This window comes from Xanthomonas hawaiiensis (assembly GCF_031834635.1).
In the GTDB taxonomy this organism is placed as follows: domain Bacteria; phylum Pseudomonadota; class Gammaproteobacteria; order Xanthomonadales; family Xanthomonadaceae; genus Xanthomonas_A; species Xanthomonas_A sacchari.
Genome location: NZ_CP115873.1, coordinates 2,245,865 through 2,266,003, shown reverse-complemented (window position 1 = coordinate 2,266,003; position 20,139 = coordinate 2,245,865). Strand labels below are relative to the sequence as shown.

The 20,139-nt window shown below is 70.2% G+C and carries 18 protein-coding genes; 9 read left to right on the top strand and 9 right to left on the bottom strand.

Annotated features, from left to right (window positions below; all coding sequences use genetic code 11):
• Positions 1–86 precede the first annotated feature (86 nt).
• Together PG878_RS09845 and PG878_RS09840 are read left to right on the top strand one after the other, a co-directional pair.
• Positions 87–470 (top strand): c-type cytochrome, encoded by a 384-nt coding sequence (locus PG878_RS09845; protein WP_026143839.1) that lies wholly within the window; start codon positions 87–89, stop codon positions 468–470.
• A 7-nt stretch (positions 471–477) separates the two neighbouring features.
• On the top strand, positions 478–939 hold the full coding sequence (locus PG878_RS09840; protein ID WP_160960117.1) for a c-type cytochrome: 462 nt from the start codon (positions 478–480) through the stop codon (positions 937–939).
• A 447-nt stretch (positions 940–1,386) separates the two neighbouring features.
• On the opposite strand, the gene PG878_RS09835 is transcribed toward PG878_RS09840, so the two are convergent.
• Positions 1,387–3,111 (bottom strand): transmembrane repetitive protein, encoded by a 1,725-nt coding sequence (locus PG878_RS09835; protein ID WP_209031370.1) that lies wholly within the window; start codon positions 3,109–3,111, stop codon positions 1,387–1,389.
• 13 nt (positions 3,112–3,124) lie between these two features.
• Complete coding sequence (locus tag PG878_RS09830; protein WP_010343876.1) at positions 3,125–3,721, bottom strand: NfuA family Fe-S biogenesis protein; 597 nt, start codon at positions 3,719–3,721, stop codon at positions 3,125–3,127.
• Positions 3,722–3,808: 87 nt separating this feature from the next.
• On the opposite strand from PG878_RS09830, the gene PG878_RS09825 reads away from it, so the two are divergent.
• From PG878_RS09825 to PG878_RS09810, 4 genes are all read left to right on the top strand, one after another.
• Positions 3,809–4,150 carry a 4a-hydroxytetrahydrobiopterin dehydratase gene (locus PG878_RS09825; protein ID WP_209031369.1) on the top strand — a complete coding sequence of 114 codons (342 nt, stop codon included), beginning with the start codon at positions 3,809–3,811 and terminating at the stop codon, positions 4,148–4,150.
• Between the two features lie 5 nt (positions 4,151–4,155).
• A complete protein-coding gene (locus tag PG878_RS09820; protein WP_209031368.1) occupies positions 4,156–4,587 on the top strand; it encodes an energy transducer TonB in 432 nt (143 codons plus the stop codon).
• 85 nt (positions 4,588–4,672) lie between these two features.
• Positions 4,673–5,494, top strand: coding sequence for a zinc transporter ZupT (gene zupT / locus PG878_RS09815; RefSeq protein WP_209031367.1), 822 nt, complete (start codon positions 4,673–4,675; stop codon positions 5,492–5,494).
• A 127-nt stretch (positions 5,495–5,621) separates the two neighbouring features.
• Positions 5,622–7,463 (top strand): DUF3300 domain-containing protein, encoded by a 1,842-nt coding sequence (locus PG878_RS09810; RefSeq protein WP_209031366.1) that lies wholly within the window; start codon positions 5,622–5,624, stop codon positions 7,461–7,463.
• A 51-nt stretch (positions 7,464–7,514) separates the two neighbouring features.
• Here the strand turns inward: PG878_RS09810 and PG878_RS09805 are convergent, their stop codons facing one another.
• Positions 7,515–8,504, bottom strand: a complete 990-nt coding sequence (locus tag PG878_RS09805) for an RluA family pseudouridine synthase (RefSeq protein WP_209031365.1) — start codon at positions 8,502–8,504, stop codon at positions 7,515–7,517.
• A gap of 398 nt (positions 8,505–8,902) precedes the next feature.
• Between PG878_RS09805 and PG878_RS09800 the strand changes: the two genes are divergently transcribed.
• Entirely contained in the window at positions 8,903–12,472 is a 3,570-nt protein-coding gene (locus tag PG878_RS09800; RefSeq protein ID WP_209031364.1) for an Rne/Rng family ribonuclease, read from the top strand.
• A gap of 560 nt (positions 12,473–13,032) precedes the next feature.
• Here the strand turns inward: PG878_RS09800 and PG878_RS09795 are convergent.
• Positions 13,033–13,680, bottom strand: a complete 648-nt coding sequence (locus tag PG878_RS09795; RefSeq protein ID WP_010342586.1) for a response regulator — start codon at positions 13,678–13,680, stop codon at positions 13,033–13,035.
• Between the two features lie 459 nt (positions 13,681–14,139).
• Here PG878_RS09795 and PG878_RS09790 point away from each other — a divergent pair, with 459 nt between their 5' ends.
• On the top strand, positions 14,140–14,604 hold the full coding sequence (locus PG878_RS09790) for a GNAT family N-acetyltransferase (RefSeq protein ID WP_209031363.1): 465 nt from the start codon (positions 14,140–14,142) through the stop codon (positions 14,602–14,604).
• Positions 14,605–14,628: 24 nt separating this feature from the next.
• Here the strand turns inward: PG878_RS09790 and PG878_RS09785 are convergent, their stop codons facing one another.
• Positions 14,629–15,816, bottom strand: coding sequence for a DUF2252 family protein (locus PG878_RS09785; RefSeq protein ID WP_209031362.1), 1,188 nt, complete (start codon positions 15,814–15,816; stop codon positions 14,629–14,631).
• A 348-nt stretch (positions 15,817–16,164) separates the two neighbouring features.
• Here PG878_RS09785 and PG878_RS09780 point away from each other — a divergent pair, with 348 nt between their 5' ends.
• Positions 16,165–16,743, top strand: a complete 579-nt coding sequence (locus PG878_RS09780; protein ID WP_244663691.1) for a DUF3617 domain-containing protein — start codon at positions 16,165–16,167, stop codon at positions 16,741–16,743.
• Between the two features lie 149 nt (positions 16,744–16,892).
• Here PG878_RS09780 and PG878_RS09775 read toward each other — a convergent pair whose 3' ends face one another.
• The 4 genes from PG878_RS09775 to PG878_RS09760 form a co-directional block, all read right to left on the bottom strand.
• Entirely contained in the window at positions 16,893–18,197 is a 1,305-nt protein-coding gene (locus PG878_RS09775; RefSeq protein WP_209031361.1) for a hypothetical protein, read from the bottom strand.
• On the bottom strand, positions 18,194–18,784 hold the full coding sequence (locus tag PG878_RS09770) for a hypothetical protein (protein ID WP_244663690.1): 591 nt from the start codon (positions 18,782–18,784) through the stop codon (positions 18,194–18,196). The genes PG878_RS09775 and PG878_RS09770 overlap by 4 nt, the downstream gene beginning before the upstream one ends.
• The gene (locus PG878_RS09765) at positions 18,771–19,280 is read right to left on the bottom strand and encodes a hypothetical protein (protein ID WP_244672633.1); all 510 of its coding nucleotides are present in this window, start codon (positions 19,278–19,280) and stop codon (positions 18,771–18,773) included. Before PG878_RS09765 ends, PG878_RS09770 begins: the two co-directional genes overlap by 14 nt.
• A 65-nt stretch (positions 19,281–19,345) precedes the next feature.
• Positions 19,346–20,008 (bottom strand): rhodanese-like domain-containing protein, encoded by a 663-nt coding sequence (locus PG878_RS09760; protein WP_244672613.1) that lies wholly within the window; start codon positions 20,006–20,008, stop codon positions 19,346–19,348.
• Positions 20,009–20,139: the final 131 nt, after the last annotated feature.

Below are 20,139 nucleotides of genomic sequence, written 5' to 3'. Positions count from 1 at the left end.
CGGAGCCGCGAAAGGTGAGGCTATACTCGGGCCGTTCCGTGTTCCCCCACGCCGGAACCCCAATCCGTCCTCCGGACCACGAAACCATGCGCACGCAGCCGCTAGCCGCTTGTTTTGCTCTGGCCGTACTCGTTTCTGTTGGGGCCGCCCCGGCCATGGCGCAGACCGCGCCGGCGCCCGCCGCTCCCGCCGCCGCAGCCGCGGCGCCCGCCCCTGTGCAGGGCAATGCCGCCAACGGCCGGGTGCTCACCTACACCTGCCAGGGCTGCCACGGCGTCACCGGCTACAAAAACGCCTATCCCAGCTACCGCATCCCCAAGATCGGCGGGCAATCGGCGCAGTACCTGACCCAGGCGCTGACCGAATACCGGCTCGGCAAGCGCAAGCATCCGACCATGCAGGCCCAGGCGGAAAGCTTCTCCGACCAGGAGATCGCCGACATCGCCGCTTTCCTGTCCACCCTCAAGTAGGCCTCCCATGCCGAACGCCGCGTACGCCTTGCGTCCCGCCCTCGTCCTGCTTGCCGCCCTGTGCCTGGGGGCCTGTTCGCAATCGCAGGTGGAATCCACCAGCAAATCCGCCGGCGACCCCGGCCACGCCAGCGGCGAGCACGGTTCCGGCTCCTCCGCCGGCCTGCCCGGCGGGCGCATCGAGGCCGGCGACAAGCTCGCTCACGCCAAGGGCAAGGCCACCGGGCAGAGCTGCATCGACTGCCACGGCGCCGACGGCAACGCGCCGATCGACCCGACCTATCCCAAGCTCGGCGGCCAGTACGGCGACTACCTCGCGCACGCGCTGCAGGCCTACCGCGGCGGCACGCGCACGCATCCGCTGATGAGCCCGCAGGCGGCGCAGCTGAGCGACCAGGACATCGCCGACCTGGCCGCCTACTTCGGCTCGCGCAGCAGCCAGTTGCGCGATTTGCACGGCGTGAACTGAGCGGGCGACGTCCGACGCACCACGCATGTCTGACGACGTGCGTGGTCGCGTCCACCACGCTGCGCTGAGCAGCGGCGACGGGACCGCGCACAGCGCGCGCTCCGGATGCGCCACCGTCGACGCGTGACCAGCTCGCCGCCACTTTCGCGTCGTGCGCAATCCGGTGTCGCTCCGACCCTATCCAGCGACGTGAGGCACACGCGTTGGAGCGGCTTCAGCCGCGATGGCTTTATCGGGAACGCCCGTCGCGGCTGAAGCCGCTCCTACGAAACAGCACGCCGTGCGCGACAGGGTGTTTGGAACTGCCTTTTCGCCGCGACGAGTCCTCCCCAGCGAAGGCGTGCGGGCTGAAGCCCGCGCACTCAAGGCAAGCCGCGCCCGATTCGCGCGCACCGAAAGCAGCCGAGTTGCGGCGCCCTCTCGCCATACTGCGTCCGCATCCGTCGCTCAGCGACTCCCGTTGTCTTCCTGCAACTCGCGCTTGAACGGTATGTTCGGCGGCGGCCGTGCGCCGGCCGGCTGCTCGTTGAGATTGGGGTCGGTGATGCTGCAGCCGCCGCCCACCTGCAGGATCGAGATCACGCAGGAAATGCTGCTGGTGGTGCCGGGAATCGGGATCTTCACCGACTTGATGCCGCGCCGCACCCACTCTTCCAGCAGCGTCGCGTTCGGCAGCCAGTACTTGTCGAACGAGGTCGGCGTGTAGTCGTAGGGCGGACGCTTGAGCCACTCACCGGCTTTTTCGATGCGCTCGCGGGTCCAGGTGTCGGTCTCGGCGCCGGGGGCACTGCGCGCCGGCGCCTGGTCGTTGCCGCGGCCATCGGCCAGACGCACGCTGCCGTCGGCATTGAACAGACCGCCGCCCTTGCTGGCGCCCGCACCGGCATCGCCGGGGCGGTTGCGGGCGGCCGCACCCCAGTCGTCGCCGCGCTGCGGCGTGGCCCAGCCGCCGTCGCGGGCGACCGGTGCCGGACCGCTGCCGGGGGCTGCGGCCTGGCTGCCGGGCGGCGCGGTGCCGGCCGCGGGCGCGGTCGGCTTGGCGGAGGCACTGGCCGCAGCGCCGGCAGCGGCGGCCGGTGCCGGCTGCGGGGTCGGCACGCTTGGCGGCGCTGTGTCCGGACTGGCGGCCGTGGCAGCCGGCGGTGCCGGCGTGGGTGCGCTCGCGGTGGCGGTGCTCGGCGTCGGCACTTCGATCTGACGCACCTGCGGCGCCTCGGCACTGCGCAGCACCGGCGTCGGCGCCGGCGTGCGCATCTGCGGTGCGGGAATCTGTACCTGCGGCAGCGCTGCCGGCACCTCGCGTTCGCGCACCTGCACCTGCGGCGCGGCTGGGCGCGGCACCGCGATGTCGCGCGGTCGCAGTTGCGCCACGGTCGGCACGTCGGTGACCACCTCGACCTCGCGCACCGGCACCTGCACGTCGGGCGGCACCACCGCACGCGGCGTCGGCACCGGCACGCGCACGCTCGGCGGCGGGGGCAGCACGAAGTCGCGCGTGGGCGTGGGCGTTTCGGTCACCTGCAGCGGCTGTTCCGCTGGCGGCGGTGGTGGCGCACTGGCCGTGGCCGGCGCGGGCACCGGCGGAACAGGTGCCGGCGCTGCGGCCGCTGCCGGCGCAGGCGCTGCCGCGGCTGGCGACGTCGGGCGCGGCCGCGCGGACGCGGCACGCTGCGCACGTGGCGGGGTCGGCGACGCCGCATCCATCGATGCAGCCGCCTCGGCCGGCGCCCCGCCGCCACTCTCGGCGGGCGTGCCGCGGCCGACGAATTCCACCTGCACGCGTCCTGCCTGGTCCGCGGCGGTGCGCGGCGGCAGCCAGCGCACGAAGGCCACCCACAGCAGGAACACCGCGAACAGCAGATGCAGCAGCAGGCTGAGCAGCACGGCGATGCGCCGCCACCAGCGCTGGTCGTGGGGCGCCGGATCCCAGTGCTGCCACCACAGCCGGCGAAACGCCTGCCACAGCGGCAAGGCCGGCAGGCGCGTGGTCGCAGGCGGCTGCACCGGCGGCATTGCCGCGATCAGTTCGGGGGCCGCGAACGGCCGCGGCACGGCGGGTTGCGCGGCGATCCAGTGCGCCCACCCATACGGCAGGCCGGTGCGGCGATCGCGCAGCAGCTTGCGCGGCGTGCGCGCCAACAGCGCGTCGAGGATGTCGGTGGCGCGCGTCACCGGCAGCGGAAGGTCAGGCGGCCGAATCGCGCGGAATGTAGGGAGCGCTGCCGCTGTCGTGGTCGGTGGCGTCGCGCACCGCGGTCACCCCGGGTACGCGGCCCATCAGCGTCTTCTCGATGCCCTGCTTCAAGGTCACGTCGGCCATGCCGCAGCCGTGGCAGCCGCCGCCGAAGCGCAGCAGCACCACGCCATCGGCGGACACTTCCTGCACCGCCACGCGGCCACCGTGCTGGGCCAGTTGCGGATTGACCTCGTTCTCCACCACCCAGCGCACCCGCTCCACCAGCGAGGCCGCCTCGCCCGGGGCTTCGCCCTTGATCTTCGGCGCCTTGATGGTGAGTTGCTGGCCGGTGCCCTGGGTGACGTAGTCGATTTCCGCGCCGTCGAGCCAGCCGACGCTGTCGGCCGCCACGTACAAGGTGAAGCCGGCGCAATCGATCGCCCATTCGTCGCCGGCCAGGTCCGCCGGCTCGGCGAACTCCAGCCGTGCGTCGGCGCGCGGGGTGCCGGCATCGACCGCGCTCAGGCGCACGCCCATGCCGGGCACGGCCTCGCGTTCGAGCAACTTGCGGAAATGGGCCTGTGCGTTGTCTGAGATCTGGATCATGCGGGGTATTCTAGACCCTTCCACGCCCTGCGCTCATCGCGGGCGGTATGTTGATCGGCCTTGTCCGTTCCACCGCAGAGACCCTCCATGAACGACCTGATCCCCCTCGCCCAGGCCCATTGCTCGCCCTGCAAGGGCAGCGAATACAAACTGACCCAGGCGCGCGTCGCTGAACTGCTGCCGCAGGTGCCCGGCTGGGAAGTCGTGGAGAACGGCAATGCGATCAGCCGCACCTTCCGCTTCCCCGACTATTACCGCACCCTGGCCTTCGTCAACGCGCTGGCCTGGATCGCGCACCGCGAGGACCACCACCCCGACCTGGGCGTGCACTACGACCGCGTGGTGGTGCGCTATTCCACCCACGACGTCGGCGGCCTCAGCGAGAACGACTTCATCTGCGCCGCCAAGGCGTCCGCCCTTCCGGAATGATCCCGATGACCGCTACCGCCCGCCGTCTACTCCCCCTGGCCTGCCTGAGCGCCGTGCTGCTCGGCGCCTGCGGCCAATCCCAGCAATCCCAGACACACACCGTGGCGCAGCCGCCGACCGAGGTCGCCGCGGTGAAGACGCCGCCGCCGGATTACCCGATCGACGTGGCCTGCGCCGGACTCGGCGGCACGGTGGTGCTGAAGGTGGTGGTCGGCGTGCAGGGCAAGCCGACCGAGGTGGACGTGGTCACCGGCAGCGGGCAGGCCAAGCTCGATGCCTCGGCGCAGGAAGCCGTGCGCGGCTGGACCTTCAAGCCGGCCACCCGCAACGGCCAGGCGGTGCCGTGGACCATCCAGGTGCCGGTCAACTTCAATCCGCCGCAGCCGCGCCCGGACCGCTGCTTCGCGCTGGACGCGCAGGCGCACAAGGCCGGTTGAGCCACGGGCGCACGCAGCGCGCCTTCACGCGACACCCGCAACGCGCCGGGTTTGATCGACGCCTCTTCCCAGGAGCCGCCGGCGCATGCTGGAGATCCCACTGCACAATGTCCTGGTCGCGCTCGGCGTGACCCTCGCCGCCGGCCTGGCCACCGGCCTGGGCAGCGTGCTGGTGTTGTTCAGCAAGGGACCCAATCCGCGCCTGCTCGCCTTCGGCCTGGCGTTTTCCGCCGGCGCGATGGTGTACGTGTCGCTGACCGAGATCCTCGGCAAGTCGATCGCCGCCTTCAGCGCCGCCTTCGATCCGCGCCTGGGCCAGGCCTACGCCACCCTGGCGTTCCTGGCCGGCATGGTGCTGATCGTAGTCATCGACCGGCTGGTGCCCAATCCGCACGAAAGCCTCAACAGCCGCGATCCGCTGTTTCGCGACGACAACCGCGCCTACGTCAAGCGCGTCGGCCTGCTCACCGCGGTGGCGATCACCGCGCACAATTTCCCCGAGGGACTGGCCACCTTCTTCGCCACGCTGGAGAGCCCGGCGGTGGGCATGCCGCTGGCCTTCGCCATCGCCGTGCACAACATTCCCGAGGGCATCGCCATCGCGGTGCCGGTGCATTACGCCACCGGGCGCAAGTCCTATGCCTTCGCCGCCAGCCTGCTGTCCGGCCTGGCCGAGCCGATCGGCGCGCTGATCGGCTATGTCGCGCTGGCGCGCGTCCTGTCCGAGGCGGTGTTCGGCGCGGTGTTCGGGCTGATCGCCGGGGTGATGGTGTTCCTGGCCCTGGACGAACTGCTGCCGGCCGCCAAGCGCTATGCGCAAGGACACGAGACGGTGTACGGCCTGGTCGCGGGCATGGCCACGCTGGCGCTCAGCCTGGTGCTGTTCCGGCTGTCCGCGCCGGTCTGATGGCGGCCGCCGGCGCCGGCTGAACGCGCGCTCGCTGGCCCGTGCGACAACGCCGCGCAGAAAGGTCGCAGACACCCAAGGCGGCGCATGCTGCGGCCACCTTCGCCCCGCTCCGATGAGGTGTCGCATGGATCTCCGCCCCCTGCCCCCGGCCAGGCTGGCCCTGTTCACCGCGCTGAGCGTGGTGGCGTTGAGTGCCTGCCAGCGACAAGACACGCCATCGCCCGCGACCCAGGCCGATGCGCCCGCCCCCGCTGCAGCACCCGCGCCTGCGCCCTACGTGGCACCCACCGCCGACCAGCTCTATCAACTGGTCGCACCGATCGCGCTGTTCCCGGACAAGCTGCTGGCGCAGACGCTGGCCGCCTCGGTGTATCCGGACCAGGTGGTGTCGGCGCAGGACTGGCTGCGCAACAACCGCAGCCTGTCCGCCACCGACCGCCTGCAGGCGGCCGCGGCGCAGCCCTGGGATCCCAGCGTCAAGGCGCTGACCGCCTTCCCCGACGTGGTCGATCAATTGGCCGGCAACGGCGACTGGACCCGCGCGCTGGGCGACGCTTACGCCCACGATCCCAACCAGGTGCTGGACGCGGTGCAGGTGATGCGCCAGCGCGCGCAGGCGCAGGGCCACCTGCGCAGCACCCCGCAGCAGCGCGTGCAGGTGGTGCAGCGCACCGTGGTGGAGCCGGCGCCCGCCTATGCCGACGCCGTGCCGCCGCCCACCCGCACCATCGTGATCGAACCGGCGCAGCCCGACGTGGTCTACGTGCCGCGCTACGACCCTGACGTGGTCTACGGCGCACCGGTCAACGTCTATCGCGAGTACCGCTACCGCCCGCCGCGCCCCTACTACGACACCGGCGACCTGGTCACCGCCGGCATCATTTCCTTCGGCGTCGGCGTGCTGGTCGGCGACGCGCTCGAACATCACCACCACAGCGTGTTCGGCTGGCTGGAACCGGCACCGCCGTGGCACAGCTGGGGCTGGAACAACTGGGGGGTGAACTGGAACGCACCGCCGTCGGCGCCGAACTACGTGGTCTACCGCAACAGCGTGTACGCGCCGCGCACCACCATCATCAACAACCACTACGACAACCGCAGCTACGTGCATAACGACTACCGGGGTGCGCCGCCGCCGGCCGCGCCGATGGGCGGCCCGGGTGGGCAGCAGGCCTTCGCCGCCGCGCATGCGCCGGGAGCGGCGATGGCCGCTGCGGCGATGGCGGCGCGCAGCCCGGCGGCGTTCGGGCCGGCCCGCGCCCAGCCGCCCGCGATGCCGCAGACCATGCCGCATTTCACCAACCAGATGCTGCAGGCCGGCCGCCCGGTCGCGGCGATGGCGCCACCGGTGCAGCGTCTGCCGGCTCCGGGCACCCCGGCGGCCATGGCCGCCGCGCGCGACCAGCGCCTGCTGCCCGGTTTCGCCCAGCGTGCCGCGGCACCGCAACGCAACGTGGCGATGGCGCAGCCGACGGCGCCACGCACGGCGCCGTCGATGCCGGTCCCGCAGTTCCATGGCCGGCCGGTGCCGCAGGCGCTGACGCCCACGCCGATGCCGCGCGAGGCCGTCGCCAATCGCGGCGGCATGCCGGAAGCGCGCTTCGCCGAACCGCCGCGGCGCGGCGACCCGGGCATGCAGCCCTCCGGCTTCGCCCGCGAGATGGCGCGCACGGAGCCGCCTCGCCAGGCGATGCCGAGCGAAGCGCCGCGCGCCCAGGCCTGGCATGCGCCTGCGCCGCAGCGCGAGGCGCGCGCGCAGGAGATGCCGCGCGAGACGATGCGCGCGCCAATGCCGGAACCGCGCCAGGAGCAACGTCAGGAACAGCACCAGGAACAACGCGTGGCCCGGTTCTCCCCGCCGCCGCGCATGCCCGAGCCGCGGCCGGCCGAGTCGCATCCGGCACAGCAACGCCAGGCACCCGCCCACCACGACGGGCACCACGATCACGACCACCACGAAAGCTGAGCACGATCCGGGGGCGGCCGCGATGCAGCTCCCGGGTTAAGGCGCCTCGCCTCAGCCGAGACGGTTCAGCGCGTCGGCCAGTTCGTCGGCCAGCGGGGCATTCAATAGATAAGGCGTCTTGCCGTCGTCCAGGCTGAACTCCAGCGAGGCGGCGTGCAGGAACAGGCGCTTGAGCCCGATCTGCTCGCGCAGGCGCTTGTTCACCGCCGGATCACCGTACTTGTCGTCGCCGGCGACCGGATGTCCCAGGTGCTGGGCATGCACGCGGATCTGGTGGGTGCGGCCGGTCTCGATCCGCACCTCGCAATAGGAATGTCCGCCGCGCCGCTCCAGCACCCGGAAGTGGCTCAGCGACGGCTTGCCCGCCGCGTTCACCTGCACATGGCGCTCGCCGCCCTGGCGCAGGCCGATGTGCAGCGGCGCGTCCACGCTCATGGTGCCGTCGGGCATGCGTCCGACCAGTAGGGTCAGGTAGCGCTTGCTGATGCCGCGGCCCTGGACCCGGTCGTCCTCGCGCATCAGCGCCTGCAACTCGGTCAGCGCCGAGCGCTTCTTGGCCACGATCAGCAGCCCGGAGGTGTCGCGGTCCAGCCGGTGCACCAGTTCCAGCGACTGATTGGGACGCAGCGCACGCAGCGTCTCGATGGCACCGAAACTGATCCCGCTGCCGCCATGGCTGGCGACGCCCGAGGGTTTGTTCAGCGCCAGCAGCCGCGCGTCCTCGTAGACGATGGCCGCCTCCAGCCGGGCCATGAACGCCTCCGGCGGCGCGCTCTTCTCGCCCTCCTCGGTCAGCCGCACCGGCGGGATGCGCACCTCGTCGCCGGCCTCGAGCTTGCGCTCGGCCTTGGTGCGGCCGCCGTTGACCCGCACCTGGCCGCTGCGCATCAGCTTGTAGATCAGGCTGCGCGGCGCGCCCTTGAGCTGGCCGAGCAGGAAATTGTCTACGCGCTGTCCGGCCCTGTCTTCCGGGACCTTGAGAATGCGCACCGCGCTGGTCGCGACATCGCGCGGCTTTGGAGGGATCGGGGGGGAAGTCATCAGGCAGTTTATTCTGTTACACTCGGGGGGCGAGATAAGGGTTTGATTTCGTTGGAAGTTAGTTGAGGGCCAGAAGCCCGGCTTACGACGATTCCGGCACAGTGCGCGACCACCGCCCCCGGGGCGGCCATGTTAGCGGCTCACCGGCCTACCCGGCCATCGCCGGATGCCGCAAGCGTCCGCGCTGAACATGCCCCGTGCGGCGCCCAGCCTGGCTGGTGGAGTCGCCGCCGGTCCTGAACCACCTAAAAAGCAAAAAGCGCTCCCGCGGCTCGCCGTGGTGTCGTAGCGCTGGAAACCCAAGACGCCCACCCCGCGCCTGCGCGATGGGCGACGAAGCGTGACCAGAAGCGAAACCCCATGGCGTTCCGCGCGGTAGCAGCGCGAGGAACGCAACAATGAAGCGAATGCTGATCAACGCCACGCAGGCAGAAGAACTGCGTGTGGCCATCGTGGACGGCCAGACCCTGTACGACATCGACATCGAGCAGCCGTCCAAGGAACAGAAGAAGTCCAACATCTACAAGGGCCGCATCACCCGGCTCGAACCCTCGCTGGAAGCGGCCTTCGTCGAATACGGCGGCGAGCGCCACGGCTTCCTGCCGCTGAAGGAAATCTCCCGCGATTACTTCCAGGCCGGCGTCGACCACAACAAGGCGACGATCCGCGAACTGCTGCGCGAGGGCCAGGAAGTGGTGGTGCAGGTGGACAAGGAGGAACGCGGCAACAAGGGCGCGGCCCTGACCACGTTCATCTCCCTGGCCGGCCGCTACATGGTGCTGATGCCGAACTCGCCCAGCGCCGGCGGCGTCTCGCGCCGGATCGAGGGCGAGGACCGCGCCGCGCTGAAGGAAGCGCTGGACAAGCTGAACATCCCCGACGACATGGGCGTGATCATCCGCACCGCCGGCGTCGGCCGCGATGCCGAAGAGCTGCAGTGGGACCTGGACTACCTGCTGCAGGTGTGGAAGTCGATCGCCGAGGCCGCCCTGGCCAAGCCGGCGCCGTTCCTGATCTACCAGGAATCGCGGCTGATCATCCGCGCCCTGCGCGACTACCTGCGCGCCGACATCGGCGAGATCCTGGTCGACACCGCCGAGATGTACGGCGACGCCCAGGAATTCATGCAGCAGGTGATGCCGCAGAGCCTGCGCAAGCTCAAGCACTACACCGACGACATCCCGCTGTTCAACCGCTTCCAGATCGAGTCGCAGATCGAGGCCGCCTACGAGCGCAGCGTGCGCCTGCCCTCCGGCGGCTCGATCGTGGTCGACCAGACCGAGGCGCTGACCGCGGTGGACGTCAACTCCTCGCGCGCCACCAAGGGCAGCGACATCGAGGACACCGCGTTCCAGACCAACCTGGAGGCGGCCGAAGAGGTCGCGCGCCAGCTGCGCCTGCGCGACCTCGGCGGCCTGGTGGTCATCGACTTCATCGACATGGCCTCCAACAAGCACCAGCGCGAGGTCGAGAACCGACTGCAGAACGCGCTCAAGTACGACCGTGCGCGGGTGCAGATCGGCCGCATCTCGCGCTTCGGCCTGCTGGAGATGAGCCGCCAGCGCCTGCGTCCGTCGCTGGGCGAATCCAGCCAGATCGTCTGCCCGCGCTGCGACGGCCATGGCCGCATGCGCAGCGTCGAGTCGCTGTCGCTGTCGATCATCCGCGTCGCCGAAGAGCACGCGATGAAGGAGAACACCGGGCAGGTGCTGGTGCAGGCCCCGGTGGAGATCGCCAACTACCTGCTCAACGAGAAGCGCCGCGCGCTCAGCGAGATCGAGAAGCGCCACGACGCGCCGATCGTGATCGTCGCCGACGAGCAGTTGCACACCCCGCACTACGAAGTGACGCGCCTGCGCGAGAACGAGCTGGGCGAGGAAAGCACCAAGCCCAGCTACCAGCGCGGCACCCCGCGCAAGCTGCCGGTGCACGCGCTGACCAAGGCGCAGTTGAACATCCCGGCGCCTGCGGTGACCAATGTGAAGCACTCGCAGCCGGCCCCAGTGCGCGAAGTGGCCGAAGAACCGGTAGCCGCACCGGCACCGGCGCCAGTGGTTGCGCCGGCCCCGGTCGCGCCGCCGGCCACCGGCGTGGTCGGCTGGCTGAAGCGCATCTTCGGCGCCGGCGACAGCCCGGCACCCGCCCCGGCCGCCGCCGAACCGGCCCAGCGCCAGCGCCCGCAGGACGGCAGCCGCAACCGCAACGACCGTGGCGATCGCAACGACCGCAACGCGCGCCGCGACGGCAACCGCAACGGCGGCCAGGGCGGCAATGCCGCCCGCGGCAACGGCAACAACGGTGGCGGCAACGCGCGCCGTGACGAGCGCCGCGCCGGCAATGGCAACGGTGGCGCCGCGCCCGCCGGGCAGCAGAACCAGCAGCCCAAGGCGCCGCGCAACGAACAGGCCGCGCAGCAGCCCAAGCCGCAACAGCAGCCGCAACAGCCCAAGCCGCCGAAGCAGCAGCAGCCGCAGAACCCGCCACGCCAGCCGAAGCCGCAGCAGGATCCGGCACAGGCCGCCGTGCAGGGCGACAAGCCGCCGCGTCAGCCGCGCGCCGAGGAGGCCGTCGCCAAGCAGCAGGCCGCGCCCGCCGCGACCGCCCCGGTGACGCCGGCGCAGGACGCCACCACCCTGGCCGCCGCCGCGGTGGCCGGTGGCGCGATCGCCGCGACCCAGGAGCCGGCAGCGGCCGTCGAGGCCACCACCCCGGCAGCGGTGCAACCGGCACCGGCCGCCGCAGCAGCAGACAGTATCGATGCGCGCGAAAGCGCCGCGGAAACCGCGCAGGCCGTGCCTGCCGGCGAAGGCGCCGAGGGCGAGGACGGCACCGGCGATGCCGGCGGCCGCCGCCGTCGTGGCCGTCGCGGTGGCCGCCGCCGCCGCCGTGGCAATGGCGAAGCCGGTGCTGCCGGCGATGCCAGCGGGCTGGACGATGCCGACCTGGATGCCGGCGACAGCGACAGCGATGGCGAAAGCGCGCAGGCGCCGAGCCGCAGCCAGCCGGAGTTCGACTTCGACGACGACGCTGCCACCGACGCGCCGGCGCCCAAGCCGCAGCCGTCCGTGCAGGAAAAGCGCGAGCCGCAGGAAAAGCGCGAGCCGCGTCGTGAGCGTGCAGCCGCCGCCAGTGCACCGGCACCGGCCGACGACGCAGCCCAGGCCCCCGCGCCGATCGTCGCCGACCCCGTGCCTGCGCCGGCCACCGCACCGATGCAGCCGGCCGCCCCTGCCGACGCCGTGATCGCATCGCCTGCGCCGACCGCGCCGGCCGCTGCAGCCCAGGGCGTCAGCGATGCCGCCGTGGCCCACGCAGACACCGTGGTCGCCGCCGCACCGGTCTCGGCCGCAGTCGCCGAGACCAAGCCGGTCGCGCAGGAAACTGTCGCCACCGAGCGCGCCGCGGCACCGACCGAACCCGCAACGCCGGCCGCCGAACCTGCCGCGCAGCAGCCGCAGCCACAGGCAGTCACCACCGCCGTCGAGCAACCGACCGCCACCGCCGTCAAGGCGCCGGTCGCGGAGCAGGATGCCGCGGATACCACGGCCACGGTCGAGGATCCGGCCGGTGTCACCGCGCCGGTGGCGGCCGCCGTCGCGCCGAGCGCCGCACCGGCTGTCACCGCCCTGCCTACGGCTTCCGCGGAGCCGCGTACGGAAGAAACGGCCCCGGCCAAGCCGGCCTACGCGCCCGTGCAGACCACCCTGCTCGACGCCTTCGCCGATGCACCGGCGCAGGTCCCGCATGGTGGTGACGCACCGGCCGCAGCGTCGACCGAGGCCGTATCGGCCACCCCGGCGAGCGGCGGCACCGCAACTTCCGCCGCTGCTCCGGCGACGCCGACGCAGGCTGAGACCGCGGCTGTGGACGAAGCGGCCCGGAAGGAGCGCGAACGCGCTGCCGCCGCAGCGCATGCGCCGCAGGCCGCGGACAAGGCGGACGGCGACGGGCACAAGGATCACGGCTGATCCTCGTCAAGTCCGTTGCGGCACGAAAGAAGCGGCCTTCGGGCCGCTTTTTTCATGGGCGCTGCGGAGGACGCGCAGTGCAGCCGTTCAAGACGATCGCCTGCATGGCGAGATCTTCAGCGCATCCTGCTCGCGCTGCCATCGCGTAGGAGCGGCTTCAGCCGCGACAGGCATGACGGGTCATGCTGTCGCGGCTGAAGCCGCTCCTACGAGAGCAAATGGTCGCGCACGTGATGCGTGGAAAGCGGCGACTGGAGTTGTCCTGAAGATGCCCCAACACCTGCACGTCCACGTCGTTGCCGGCTTGCGCAGCAGTGCCTGACGCATGCGCGAAGAGCGCCTGCAGCTTCCTCCACCGCGCTTGCGCCAAGTGATGCCGCGGCGGCACCCAGCCATCCCGACCGCGGCACTCGCGAAGGCAAGGAACCTCGGCGAAGCCGGCGAAGCCGGCGAACGCTTGGTCTCAATCGATCTACCTCGAACAAGTCCCCTCGTTCGCGCAAGCAAAACGCAAGAGCGGCCCGAAGGCCGCTCCCATGCAATCCGGCCAGTCCCGGCGATTACAGCGGGTGCGCCGGATCCAGCAATCCGTATTGCGTGGCCAGGCGCGCCAGGGCGATGTTGTCCTGGATGCCGACCTTCTCGAACAGCCGCGCCTTGTGCGTGTTGACGGTCTTGGCGCTGAGGCTCAGGCGCTTGGCGATATCTTCCTGGCGCAGGCCGCGGGTCAGCAGCAGGGCCACTTCCAGTTCGCGCGGCGACAGCGCGTCGAACGGCGAACCGCCGCCTTCCAGATTGGCCAGCGCCAGGTTCTGCGCGATGTTGGCGCCGAGGTAGCGCTTGCCCATCGCCACGTCGCGCACCGCGCGAAGCAACTCCTGCGCATCGCCGGCCTTGCCCACGTAACCGGACGCGCCGGCTTCCAGCAGGCGCTTGGGCAGCGGGCCGTCTTCCAGTACCGACACGATGATGACCTTGGTGCCGTGGTCGCCCTTGACGATGCGCTCGGTGACTTCCAGCCCGCTGACGCCGGGCATGTGCAGATCGCACAGGACGATGTCCGGCTTCAGCTGCCGGATCTGCGGGAGCGCATTTTCGCCACTGTCGGCCTCGCCGACGATCTCGATATCCGTTTGATTCGACAGGATCAGCTTCATGCCCGTCCGGACAAGAGCGTGATCATCGACCAGAAAAACCCTGATGGCCATCTCGTATAACCCCAACGCAGCGGATACCGCACCATCCAGACTATCTGCGTGAATTATTCAGGGCAAGACGAATTCGTAGACAAACGACGACGCTTCACGGGGTGCTCATTCGCACCTCGCGAAACGTCATGATGGCGTCATCAAAACCCTGCCGAGCTTACTCAAGGCTCGGCACGCAGGGTCGAGTGACCTGCCTGCGCTTTCCTCGGAAGGCGCGCGACGGTCCCTGCGTCAGGCCGAGGCCAGTATGCTGGCGCAGTGGGAAAAGCGTTATCAGGACAATCCTGATCTCACGTCAGAATTATCTGACCCTCACCCTTCCCGCTTCCGGACACCCCCCACTGCAGATCCCGGACAGGGTCGGCGAAATTTTCCGACAACGTGCTCGGAAATGACCGATGCGCGCCATCGCACGTGATGCAGCACGACACGCGTGGCCGCAATCGGCACACTTGGCGGGTGAACGAGATCCGCCCCTACGCCATGCAGGACCACGCCGCCTGCCTGGCGCTGTTCGACAGCAATGTGCCGCAGTTCTTCGATCGCAGCGAGCGCGCCGCGTTCGAGCGCTTCCTTGAACACGAGGTCGGCGCCTGGCACTACCTGGTCATCGTCCGCGCGGGCGCGGTGGTGGCATGCGGCGGCCACGCGCTGAGCGTCGACGGCCGCGTCGCCAGCTTCGGCTGGGGCATGGTCGACCGCCGCCTGCACCGCCAGGGCCTGGGCCGCGCCTTGACCGAGGCGCGGCTCGACGCCTGCCGGCGCAGTGCCGGCGTGGCGCGAATCGAACTGGACACCAGCCAGCACACCCAGGCGTTCTACGCGCGCTTCGGCTTCGGCATCGAGCGCGTGGTGGCGGACGGCTACGGCCCGGGGCTGGAGCGATGGGACATGGCGTTGGATCTGGACTGCGCGCGCGGTTGAAACCGATCGCGCCTCGCAACGCCGTCAGGCCGCCAGCGCGTAACGACGACAATGCTCCAGATAGCCGGCCTCGTGATGGCCGGCGAGCGCGACCACGCTCTCCCAGAGCCACGACGGTGCGTCGATGGCCTTGCGCCGATCGGCGTTCAGCAGTTGAAGCCACCCGGCGCGCGTCCTCGGCTTCATCTGCCGCGCATGCGCCTTGCCGACGACAAAGGCGAGATAGCGCGCCGAGCGCACCGCCTCGGCGTGATTGAACTGGTCGACTTCGAGTTTCAGATCGCGCGGCGAGAGCTCGCGAATGAACAGCGATCGGCCCAGCATGTGCACCGGCATCATCCTGCTGCCCAGGTAGGGCGACAACGCCCGCGCCGCAGCGGTGACGCGTTCGGCGTTGTCCGCCGGCATGCGCGCATCGGGCGCCGCCGGCGCGATCGGGGCGACCGCCTCCTTCAGATCGACCAGCGCATAGGACCAGTGGCCCTTGCCGGTCTTCAGCGCGACGATCGCCGCGTAGCGCAGCAGACCCAGCGAACTGCAGCCCTTCATCCAGTACGCCGCATCGACCAGACGCACTTCGCGATCCTTGGGTTTCCCCTTCAACGACAGCACCATCTGCGCCACCGCCGGATCGGCGAACAGCCGCTCCAGCGCCTCGCGCTCTTCCGGCGCCAAGGCCCAGAACTTCTCGCCCAGCGGGATGCGCGGCTCCACCGCCTGCAGGCGTTCCTTGGCCAGATGCCGCCAGCGCCGGCCGAAGGCCTCGCGGCGGATGCTGCGCACGGTCTCGGGTTCGGCGCCCGGATGCTCGCGGGTCGGGTCGGCGATCGCGGCGCCGTAGCCGTCGATCATCGCTTCCATCATCCGTGCCGTGGTGACGCCGGGCAGGTCCGAGCCGCGCGCCGCGGTGGCCAGCGATAGGCCCAGGCGGATCAGATCGTGCGCGGGATTGCCGATCACGCCCTGGTCGAGATCGCGGATCTGGATCTCGACACGCCCCTCGCCGTCGGCGACCGGCCCCAGGTTGCCGAGGTGGCAATCGCCGCAGATCCAGATCGCCGGCCCCATCGGCACGCGCCGCGCCGCCGGCGATGCCGCCAGCCATTCGTAGAACCTGGCGGTATTGCCGCGCACGTAGGCGTGTGCGGAGCGGGCCATCTTCAGGGTGCGCTTGTCTTCGAGAATGGCGGGGCGTTCGGCGAGGCTTGGCATGGCGGGGAGAACCGAAGCAATGGGCGTGGGGGTCACGCGCGGCGGCGCAGACGCTAGCAGAGCCGAGCGGAATGGTCCGTGCAGGGCGGCCGCGGCGGCAACGCGCTCCGCTGTCGCCGGATCACGCGCTTGCGACGCGCGTGCAATCGCGCTGCGATGTCGCGCGATTGCGCGGGGGTTTTCTTTCCGTTGCAGCCGCTGAGCGAGCCGACAACAGTCGGCTCGTCCGCTTCCCCGGTGCCGCTGCGGCGCCAGACACGCGTCGGCAGCGAGCGCCCGGCGTCGACGTGATCTTAATCACGCCCCCGGCTATGCTCCGCGCACCTCACATAACTTAGGGAGAAGTTCATGCGTCTGACCATGCCGGCAACGCTTGCTGTGTGTGTGCTGCTCGCCGCCTGCAGCAAGGGCGGCGACAAGAACGGCGACAACATCGCCATGTCCAACGCTTCGGTCGCCGACGTGGCCAAGGTGCAGGCGGCCAAGCTGCAGCCCGGCCAATGGGAGATGCGGATCGAACAGGTGAGCAGCGAGACCAGCGGCGGTTCCGGCAACATGCCGCAGATGCCGAAGATGCCGCCGAGCACCGCCAAGGTCTGCCTCACCGCCGAGCAGATCAACGATCCGGCCAGCCTCTTCGGCAGCGCCTCGCCGATGCAGAAGAACTGTGTGTACGACACCTTCAGCATGAAGGACGGCAAGATCGACGCGAAGATGCATTGCACGATGGGCGACATCAAGGTCGCCGGCACCAGCACCGGCACCTTCAGCGCCACCGAGATGGCCTCCGAGTCACACTCCACGATCACCGGCCTGCCGGGCGGCATGTCGATGAAGACGCACATGAAGATGGACGGCAAGCGCCTGGGCGAGTGCCAGCCGGGCGACATCAAGGCGGGTGACGCCAAGGCGCCGGCTGCCGGCTGATCCTTCGGGTTTTCGACGGCGGCGAGCAGACCGCCTCGCCCTGATGCCCTGTTCCGCAGCGCCGCGATGCTCAGTCATCGCGGCGTTTTTCTTTGCGCCTTCGCATCCCACGACCGGTGGCGCCGCGAAGACGGCGCAACATCGCCGGACTACTTCAACGCGCGCCAACTCCGCCCGGCACGGAACGCGCGCTCCAGCGTCGCCGCGAGCAGGCAGATCTTCAGCGTCTGCGGCAGGATCCCGTCGCCCGGGTCGCTGGGCGTACCCAGCACCACCGACAGCTGATTGGCGATCGCCTGCCACACCACCTGCGGGTGCGGGCCGATCAGCCGGGTCAGGCCCATCCAGGCCCAGGCCGAGGCCCAGTCCAGGGCGCGATACAGCACGACCAGCGTCACCAGCGCCGCCAGGCCGGTCGCGCCGGCCAACTGCACGCTGTTGGCCGCGGCGCGATAGCGCGAGACGGTGCCGGCCCAGAAATGGCCGATGAAGTCGCGCAACCACGTCGGCAGTTTCCGCCACAGCCCTAGCGTGCCGTCGACCTTGCTCGACCACTTACCGGGCGCGTTCAATTCGGCGTTGTGCACGTCGTAGCGGTAGATCAGCGCGGCCAAGGCCAGCCAGACCACCGGCAACAAGGCCGAGAAGAAGATCGCCACCAGCGTGTCCGCCACGCCTGGCGGCGTCTGCTCCACCGCGCCAGGCAATGCGGCGTGGGCGACGCCGATCGGATGGCTGATGCCCTGCCACAGTTGCTGGCCGAGATCGACGATGCGCAGATGCGCCAGCCAGCGGAACACCCCGCCCTTCCATTCGGTGAGCACGTACATGCCGACGAAGGTCCAGCCGGCTTCGCACAGCACGATCAGCACGTTCCACGCCGGATGCGCGCTGCGCTGCTTCTGTCTTTTCGCCGCGCGCCGGATCAGCCACAGCAACGCCACCGATGCCGCCAGCCACCAGCCGCCGGACACCTCGAACAATGACCCGCGGTAGGTCGGATCGAACGGATTGAACTGCCCCAGCCCTTCGCGCCCGTAGGCGCGGATGGTCTCGCCGAGGAAACCCCAGGCGGCGTAGTAGGCGAAGAACGGCACCAGCGCCTGCGACACGATCGCAGACAGGCGACGCAAGCGCGCCCTACTCGCCTGGTCTGCTGCCGACGCGTCGGCCTGTTCGGCCAGCGCCGCGCTGGCGATCCCCGGCAAGGCCGGGCGCAGCGTTTCGAACAGCAGGACGAAGATCACCAGCTTGACCAGCACCACCAGCGTCAGCGACAGCAAGCCGGCAAGCCGGTTCTGATAGCCGATCCACACCGCGGCCTGCAGCAGCAGTTCGTTGAGCAACACGCCGGCCAGCGCCACCGCAAGCAATTGCGGCAGGTAGCGGAACCACAGCCGCAGCGTGTCGCCGATCAGCCCCAGCGGCCCACCGCGCAGCGCCATCTCGGTCATGGCGTTGCTCCTCTGGCGAAACGCAGGTAACGCGGGCGGCCGCCGCGCGTGCTCACGGTGAGTTGCAGTTGCGCGGCCACCGCACGCGGCACCAGGTAGTAGCCGTCGATCGCCAACGGCATGCCCGGCCTGGCCGCGGACACGGCCAGCCCATCGCAGGCCACGCCGGGTGGTTCGCCCGGCTTGGCCAGGGCGCGCTGCAACAGGTCCGGCACGGTGTCGATCGCAGCCCACGACCGGCCAGTGCCATCGACCAGCTTGAGTGTGCAATCGCTCCATTGCGCACCGGCGGCGCCAGGCACGAGCGACAGGCGCGTGCGCACGAAGGTGCGATCGGCGGGCAAACCTGGCTCGAACGGCAGCACGTCGACCGACAGCAGTTGGACGGCCGCACCGTCGTACTCCGTGGTCTGCGCCATCGCCACCTCGACCGGTCGCCATTCGCGCGCATGCAGCAGTTCGCGCACGTCGCGCCAGCCGGTCGCGGCCATCGTGCACGGCACCAGCACGACCAGCGCCGCCAGTGCGAGCCAGCGCATGCGCCGCTCGGAAACGGCCGGGGCCACGTCGCGGTCAGAGGCGTGCATGCAGCGCATCCAGATCGAGCAGATCGGTGACCGCCGCTGCGGGCGGCAGCGGCGGATAGCGCACCTGCGCCTCGGCCGTCAGCTGCGGGTCGCGGTCTTCCGACAGCACCAGCGTGCCGCCGGCCCTGGCGAGCGCGGTCGGCAGTTCGAACACCAGCACGTCCTTGCGCTCCAACCCGGGCTGCAATGTCTTGATCGACGACAACACCGCCTCGCCCATCTCCGCGCGGCCGCTGGCGCGATAACGACGGCCGTCGGGCGTTGCCCAGACGCGGCCATAAACGCGCGCGGTCGCGCGCGCGACCTTCGACCGCACCGGCACCACCAGCCACACGCCGCCGCTGTCGCGCTGTTGCAGGGCGCCAGCCGCCTTGAAGCGGATCGTGTGCGCGAGCTGCGGCGTACCGGCGTTCACGGCCAGGTTGTCGGTCTGCACCCAACTGTCAGGTGCTCCGGATACCGGAATCGGGCCGGTGATGCGCTCGTAGCGCGGCATCGTCCAGCGCATGCCGGCAAGCAACACGAAGCCGAGCAGCAGGATCGCGATGGCGGAAAGCCACTTCACGGCGCACCCGCCGGCACGGCGCGACGCGCTGCGCCAAGCGGCATTTCCACGACGCCGACCGGATGCGGATCGGTCCACAGCGGCTGCGCGTAGAGATTGTCGAAGGCCTTGAAGGTCCTGGCGGTGACGTCGAAGCGCACGCGCGCAGCCATCCGCTCCGTCGCCGGATAGGTCCAGACCAGGGCGACCTCTTCCGACAAGCCGGGCTGCAACTCGGTGGTCGCCGCACGATCGCGCAACAGATAAGCAGTCGGCCGCGCATCGGCCCCGCGCGGAGGTGCCTTCAACGCCACTGCCTGCACCAGCGAGCCGCTGGTCTGCGTGGTGCGATTGGTCGCCTGCAGATACAGCACGATCGCCTTGCGCCCGTCGCGCGACACCAACTCGCCATTCGGCAGGCGGTCGCTGATCTCCACGTGGTCGAAGCGCAGCGACCATTCGCCTGCGGCAACGTCCTTCCCGGCCTGCAGTGCGGGCGGCACCGGCACCTCCTTGGCCTCGAACAAGCCGATGCCCCACCCCACCACGATCGCGGCAATGCCACCGATCCCGGCCAGCATCCGTGTCCGCCACTGTCCTAGAGACGCTTTGCTCGCCAAACCGGATGACCCTTCTGGAAGCTCGGCCGGACGGTAGCACCGGGGTGCGAAGAGGTGCAACCCGCAACTGAGTGAAGAGAAAAAGCCCCCCCGTCCGAACTGTAGATCCTACTTCCAGACCGACTTGCAAATGCTCAAGCGAGAGACAAGGCGCTTATCGCGCAACACCATCTCCCTGCAAGACGCTTCGC